The organism is Synechococcus sp. R5-12, from assembly GCF_047502655.1.
Classification (GTDB): Bacteria; Cyanobacteriota; Cyanobacteriia; order Thermostichales; family Thermostichaceae; genus Thermostichus.
This window is the reverse complement of sequence record NZ_JANSIM010000097.1, coordinates 1-5,854: the sequence shown is the minus strand read 5'-3', so window position 1 is coordinate 5,854 and position 5,854 is coordinate 1. Positions and strand designations below refer to the sequence as shown.

Annotated in this window: 7 protein-coding genes; 4 read left to right on the top strand and 3 right to left on the bottom strand. The window is 58.4% G+C overall.

The features are described from left to right. Positions 1–44 precede the first annotated feature (44 nt). Together NW843_RS06060 and NW843_RS06055 are read right to left on the bottom strand one after the other, a co-directional pair. Complete coding sequence (locus NW843_RS06060) at positions 45–410, bottom strand: response regulator (RefSeq protein WP_011432017.1); 366 nt, start codon at positions 408–410, stop codon at positions 45–47. Between the two features lie 276 nt (positions 411–686). Continuing rightward, positions 687–1,634 (bottom strand): NAD(P)H-dependent glycerol-3-phosphate dehydrogenase, encoded by a 948-nt coding sequence (locus NW843_RS06055; RefSeq protein ID WP_414522406.1) that lies wholly within the window; start codon positions 1,632–1,634, stop codon positions 687–689. A gap of 103 nt (positions 1,635–1,737) precedes the next feature. Between NW843_RS06055 and NW843_RS06050 the strand changes: the two genes are divergently transcribed. After that, complete coding sequence (locus NW843_RS06050) at positions 1,738–2,682, top strand: alpha/beta fold hydrolase (RefSeq protein WP_414344493.1); 945 nt, start codon at positions 1,738–1,740, stop codon at positions 2,680–2,682. A gap of 82 nt (positions 2,683–2,764) precedes the next feature. Then, positions 2,765–3,154 carry a glycine cleavage system protein GcvH gene (gcvH, locus tag NW843_RS06045; protein ID WP_011432013.1) on the top strand — a complete coding sequence of 130 codons (390 nt, stop codon included), beginning with the start codon at positions 2,765–2,767 and terminating at the stop codon, positions 3,152–3,154. A 21-nt stretch (positions 3,155–3,175) separates the two neighbouring features. Here the strand turns inward: gcvH and NW843_RS06040 are convergent, their stop codons facing one another. Beyond that, positions 3,176–4,126, bottom strand: a complete 951-nt coding sequence (locus tag NW843_RS06040; RefSeq protein ID WP_414522405.1) for a diguanylate cyclase — start codon at positions 4,124–4,126, stop codon at positions 3,176–3,178. A 392-nt stretch (positions 4,127–4,518) separates the two neighbouring features. Here NW843_RS06040 and NW843_RS06035 point away from each other — a divergent pair, with 392 nt between their 5' ends. Next, entirely contained in the window at positions 4,519–4,950 is a 432-nt protein-coding gene (locus NW843_RS06035; protein ID WP_414332116.1) for a DUF3119 family protein, read from the top strand. Beyond that, a complete protein-coding gene (gene pgeF, locus NW843_RS06030; RefSeq protein WP_414415869.1) occupies positions 4,947–5,747 on the top strand; it encodes a peptidoglycan editing factor PgeF in 801 nt (266 codons plus the stop codon). Before NW843_RS06035 ends, pgeF begins: the two co-directional genes overlap by 4 nt. The last annotated feature ends 107 nt before the right edge of the window (positions 5,748–5,854 follow it).

The following is a 5,854-nucleotide window of genomic DNA, read 5'->3' as shown; positions in this document are numbered from 1 at the left end:
TTCCCTGCCCTGAAGGACGGGGCTTGCCGCGCCTTTTGGTCAACTCAAGACAATTGGGCAGCAACGGCTTTCAGCAGGCGTTTCTGGTCAACGGGCTTCGTCAGATAGGCATCGGAGCCAAAACATAGCCCCTGTTCAATCTCTTCGGGAGAGATTTTCGAGGAGAGAAAGACGAAGGGGATGTGAGCTGTAGACTGATCCCATCTCAGGGCATCCAGCACCCCATAGCCGTTCAGCTTGGGCATCACCACATCGCACAACACCAAGTCGGGCATCAGGGTGCGCACCATCTGCAAGCCCTCTTCTCCATCGGTGGCCGCCACCGTGTCGTACCCCGCTCGTTGCAACACCTTCTGCAGATAGGTGCGAATAGAGGGTTCGTCTTCAATCACCAGGATGCGTTTGGACATAACTTTGTAAAAAATTAAACAAAGACCTGGCCCAACCTGTCGGGCCTACTGTCCGCCTTCCCGGAGCCAGAGAGATCCGAGTTGATGCAAGAACAAGTCGAAGAACTACAGCTGCAGCATAGGGAAACTCTGGAAAAAAAAACTCCGCCAAATCGCTCATTCTGGGATCTCCCTGCTCTGCAAAAATCCTGATAGAGTGCGGAACAACTTTCCTCATCCGCAGATTTGCGGTTATGCCAGAAACCCCCCTCCTCCTTTGGGAGAAGTGAAGGCAGCCTATTCCGAAGTCAGTTGACGTTCCATCAGGCGGGTGAGGGCGGCGGTGGGGGTGGTCTGCCCTTGCAACAACAGATGCACTTCCTGGGTGATGGGCACCTGAATGCCGTGCTGGGCAGCGATCTCGACCACGACGGGAGCGGTGTAAACCCCTTCGGCGGTGCCCTCGATCTCCGCCAAAATCTGCGACAAGGGTTGGCCCTGGCCTAGCCCGTAGCCCACTCGGTAGTTGCGGCTCAAGCGGCTGTGGCAGGTGGCCAGCAGATCCCCCAACCCCGACAGGCCGTTGAAGGTTTCTGCCCGTGCCCCCAGCTTAGATCCCACCCGGATCATCTCTGCCAGGCCGCGGGTAACCAGAGCCGCACGAGCATTGGCCCCCAGTTGCAAGCCATCACACACGCCAACAGCGATGGCGATAACATTTTTCAGGGTGCCGCCTAGCTCCACTCCCAGCGGATCGCTGCTGGTATAGAGGCGGAACCGCTCCGAGGAAAGGGCATACTGCACCTGCACAGCGGCCCAGGGATCCCGGCTGGCCACCACTGCCGCTGCCGGCAAGCCTTGGCGGATCTCCACCGAAAGATTAGGCCCCGAAAGCACCACCAGGGGCTGCTCCGGGAAGGTGGCCCCCCAAATTTGGGTAGGGGTCAGAAGCTGCAGTGGATCCAACCCTTTGGTGGCCGAGACCAAAATTGCCTGCGGCGGGATCCCCACTTGGCGCACCGCTTCCACCACAGGGCGTACCCCCGCCATAGAGACGGCTGAGATGAGGATTTGGGATCCCTGGAGCACTTCTGCCAAATCCAGGCCCTTGCGGCGATTCCAAACCCGCACCCGGTGCCCTTGCCCCTGAGCCAGCATCGCCAGGGTACTTCCCCAAGCCCCGGCTCCCAAAATGGCAACGCTTTGCGGGGATGTTGGGCTTTGGCCTTCTGCGCTAGTGTTCATCTAATCTGTTCACCCGCAGACTTTCTCTTAAGCTTTCTTCGTAGGATGCCTCTCAAAAAGCCTGCGCCGGCAAAGGGAAGACCGGCGACAAAGGTTAGTATGGGTGGATACCAAATCATGGGTTAGCTCGAGAGCAGACGACATGGCAGAAGCAGGGATCCCCCGCCTTCCTCCTGAGGTAGCTGCCAAAATGGGAACCTGGCAGCACGGGTATGCCCTTACCAATGGCATTCAACTGCACTACGTCACCCAAGGGGAAGGGGAGCTGGCGATCTTGTTGCACGGTTTCCCGGAGTTTTGGTACTCCTGGCGGCATCAGATTCCGGTGTTGGCGCAGCGGTTTCGCGTGGTGGCACCCGACATGCGCGGCTACAACGATTCCGACAAACCGGATCACGGCTACGACTTGGATACCCTTACCGAGGATATCCGCGGCTTGCTGAGCCACTTTGGGGCCCGAAGAGCGGTGGTCGTAGCCCACGATTGGGGGGGAGCCATTGCCTGGCACTGGGCGCAATTTTTCCCTGAGGAGATTCGCAAGCTGGCCGTCCTCAATTCTCCCCATCCGGCCTGCTTCCGCCGGGAATTCTTGAGCAACTTGGATCAACTGCGCCGCAGTTGGTACCTGTTCTTTTTTCAATTGCCTTGGCTGCCAGAGTGGGTGCTGCAATGGGATTTGGGAGATTGGGTGCGCCGCATTTTCCAGGAAACTTCGGTGCGCAAAAGCGCCTTCACCCGCCACGACCTCAAGCTCTACCAAGAGGCCCTCTCCAAACCCAAGGTTCTCACCTCTGCCCTCAACTACTACCGCCAGCTGTTTAACCTGCCCACCTTGCAGAACCTGTTTTTGCAGCCCATGCGGCAGATCCTCGCCCCTACCCTGCTGATTTGGGGAGAAGAAGACTTTGCCCTCAGCCGCGAGCTAACCGAGGGGATGGATCCCTTTTTCCCCAACGGCCTGCGCAAGGAGTACATCCCCGAATGCGGCCATTGGGCGCAGCAGGAAGCTCCGCAAACGGTCAATCGGCTGCTGATGGAGTTTCTCTAGCGGGCCGGGCTTGGGATCCGCTCTTTACCATCTTCAAGGGTTGACCCTAGAATAATCCACTGAATTCTACGGGAGAACCGGCATGGCCCTGGAGTATCCATCCCATCTGCGCTACGTGGACACCCACGAGTACATCCATGTTGAGGATGATATTGCGGTGATTGGGATCACAGCTTATGCCGTCGATCAACTGGGGGATATCGTTTTCGTGGGCTTGCCCGAAGAAGGGACAGAGATTGAAAAAGGGGAAAGCTTTGGCTCGGTGGAATCGGTCAAAGCCGTCGAAGATCTCTATGCCCCTCTTTCTGGAGAGGTGGTGGCCGTGAATACAGCGGTGGTGGAGAGCCCCGAAAGCCTTGCCGACGATCCCTATGGCGATGGTTGGCTGATCAAGGTGCGCATTGCCAACCCCGAAGACTTGGAAGACACCATGAGCGCCGAAGCCTACGCCAGTTTGGTAGAGGGATCCTAAACTCCAGCAGTTGGCCCTGAACTACAGCAAAGTCTCTCGGTTACCCCCCTCAGCTTTGGCTTGGTAGAGGGCCTTGTCGGCAGCAGCCAGCAGACTTTGTGGGTCAGTTCCCTCTCCCAGCTCCAGCAGAGAGGCGATGCCCACGCTGCAGCTCAGGGAGATGGTCTCCGCTTCCACCTGCACCAACAGGGTCTGGACAGCCTGCCGCAAGCGTTCTGCCAGCCCTAGGATCTGCGAGTTCGGGATCCCGCGCACCAGCAGGGCAAACTCATCGCCCCCCAAGCGGGCCACCAGATCGTCTTGGCGAACGTGAGCTTGCAATCGCCGCGCCACCTGGATTAAGGTTTGATCCCCAGCCCAGTGCCCCCAGCGGTCGTTGATTTGCTTAAACCCATCCAAATCCAGGTAGAGCACGTGGAGAGGAATTTGATGGCGAAGGGCAAAGGGGATCTCCAGCTCCAGTTGCTCCAGGAAAAAACGTCGGTTATGCAAGCCGGTCAGCGGGTCGTGGAGGGCGGCAGTGGCCATTTGCAAAAAGAAGGCTTCTTCTGCCGCGTCGTAGTAGGCAAACTTGAGGGTGCTGGCCCCCACTTGAATGCGATCTCCATCCTTCAGGAGAACGCGGCTGATGCGCTCGCCGTTGACATAAGTGCCGTTGAGGCTCTCCAGGTCGGTGAGGACATAACCTTCATCTTCTCTCTCCAGCCGACAGTGCTGCCGGGAGACGGCGTGATCCAAGAGCTGAATGTCCGCGCGGTGGCTGCGCCCCAAAACTCCACCCCTCGCCAAGGGAAACGTCATGCCCACATTGGCGCCGCTGAGCACCGTTAGAAAGGCCGCAGTTGCCTCAGGCTGGGGTCTGCGCTCGTAAAACTCCAAGGGGATCTGAGTGGTTGGCTCCTCTGGCAACTGAGAGAGAGGGTCGAGAGGCATGGAGAGGCCCAACGAATTGTGCGGGTTAGCAGTAAGCACTCGTTATATCCGTATTATGTCGGTTTTCCCCAGGCCGTGTTTGGGTGAGCGAGGGATGTCTCGCCGGTTCTGATCTGTAAACTTGCGGAACTCTGGAGTTTATCGTATACCATCGCACGCGGTGAGGCCCTCAGTTGAGAGCTACGCGAGGATTCCATCCCGCCTGCGCGGTTGTATCGGCCAGCTGTGGGAAGAAGCTCAATGGCAAACCCCAATTTCCCCAGGATCCCAAGTATTTTTCGGGATAACTCAAAAAACGGGTTCGGTTTTCCCCTCGTTCCCTGATTTCGAGAAGAGGCTCTCTCCTCTATGTCCTACAGATCCTCTGACTTCTGAAGAGTTGCCGAGGCGGCCTAGAATGGGTCTGGGATCCCTGAGAGGAGGAGTGGGGCATGATCAGGCCCAATTCTGCCCATCTATTAACCCCGGATTTTCGCCTCAGCCTGTCGGTGTTGGCTTTGGCGGTGCCGCTGTTCTGGCTTTCGTTTTGGGCGGGGCTAGGGGTGGGCCTGTTTGGCCTGTTTTTGATGGTGCAGACCTCTCTGATCGGTCTGGCCTTTACCAGAACGGCGCTGCAGGTCTACAGCGGCTCCAGGCGCATCCGCGAGTTCCCCTACAGCGAGTGGCAGGATTGGCAAATTTTCTGGCCGCCGCTGCCGGTGTTGTTCTTTTTTCGAGAAACCCGGAGCATTCATTTTTTGCCGATGCTGTTTAACCCTGCCGAGCTGAAGATGTGTTTGGAAGAGCGGGTGGGTCATCTCCACGCCCAACATCGGTCTCAAGGATCCCCGCCGATTGCTGGTCCGGGTAGCTCCCGCCGATGAGTGGCTCCGCCTTGTGGGTTTGGCAGCAGGCAGGGAGATGGCGCTGGCTGGAGTGTCAGCTTTTGGCGGAGTGGCCTCATGCTTTTGGCTCTCGCCAAGGTCATCCCCATCCCCCGTCTCAGTTGGCCGCCCGGCTGCAACTGCCCCCTGAACAGGCCGCGTGGGGCCATCAGGTGCATGGCTGCAACTGGGTTTGGGCAGATGGGATCACCGAAACCTTTGGACACAAACGAGAGCAGGACTGCTCTGCTGGTCAAGGGATCCCTACCCGCTCTCAGGCAGATGCGGTCATTGCCCGCCGCCAAGGAGATTCTGCCTGGGTCTGCACCGCTGACTGTGTGCCGATTTTGGTGGCCAGCCAAGAATGGGTGGCAGCCATTCACGCCGGGTGGAGAGGCACTGCTGCGGGGATCTTGTCCAAGGTGCTGCAGGAGTTTTTACAGGCGGGGATCCCTGCTGCTGGGATCCGCGTGGCCATCGGGCCTTCCATTTCGGGGTCGGTCTATCAGGTGTCAGAGGAGGTGGCGGAGCAGGTGCTGCAAAGCCTACCCCCAGGGCTGGATGCCCGCGCCGCTCTCTTGCCCGATCCTCTGCCTGGCAAGGTTCGCCTGGATCTGCGCTGGGTCAACGGTGCCCAAGCCCAAGCCAAAGGGATCCCCCCTGAACACATTGCCGTCAGCCCCCATTGCACCCTCAGCCAGCCCCAAGATTTCTTTTCCTATCGCCGCGATGGATCCCTGAAGGATGAGCAGGGCCGTCATTGCGTGCAGTGGTCGGGAATCGGCCTGCGGTCGTAGGCAGACTTGACCCAGTTCTGCCCGGAGGAACGGGAAGTAGTGGCTATAATTGCGCTCAAGACAGGGCTGATACATTTACGCTGAACACTGCTGAACATCACTGTTCA

Coding starts and splice junctions, on each gene's coding strand:
- NW843_RS06060 (WP_011432017.1), bottom strand. CDS start 410: ATGTCCAAACGCATCCTGGTGATTGAAGACGAACCCTCTATTCGCACC.
- NW843_RS06055 (WP_414522406.1), bottom strand. CDS start 1,634: ATGAACACTAGCGCAGAAGGCCAAAGCCCAACATCCCCGCAAAGCGTT.
- gcvH (WP_011432013.1), top strand. CDS start 2,765: ATGGCCCTGGAGTATCCATCCCATCTGCGCTACGTGGACACCCACGAG.
- NW843_RS06035 (WP_414332116.1), top strand. CDS start 4,519: ATGATCAGGCCCAATTCTGCCCATCTATTAACCCCGGATTTTCGCCTC.
- pgeF (WP_414415869.1), top strand. CDS start 4,947: ATGAGTGGCTCCGCCTTGTGGGTTTGGCAGCAGGCAGGGAGATGGCGC.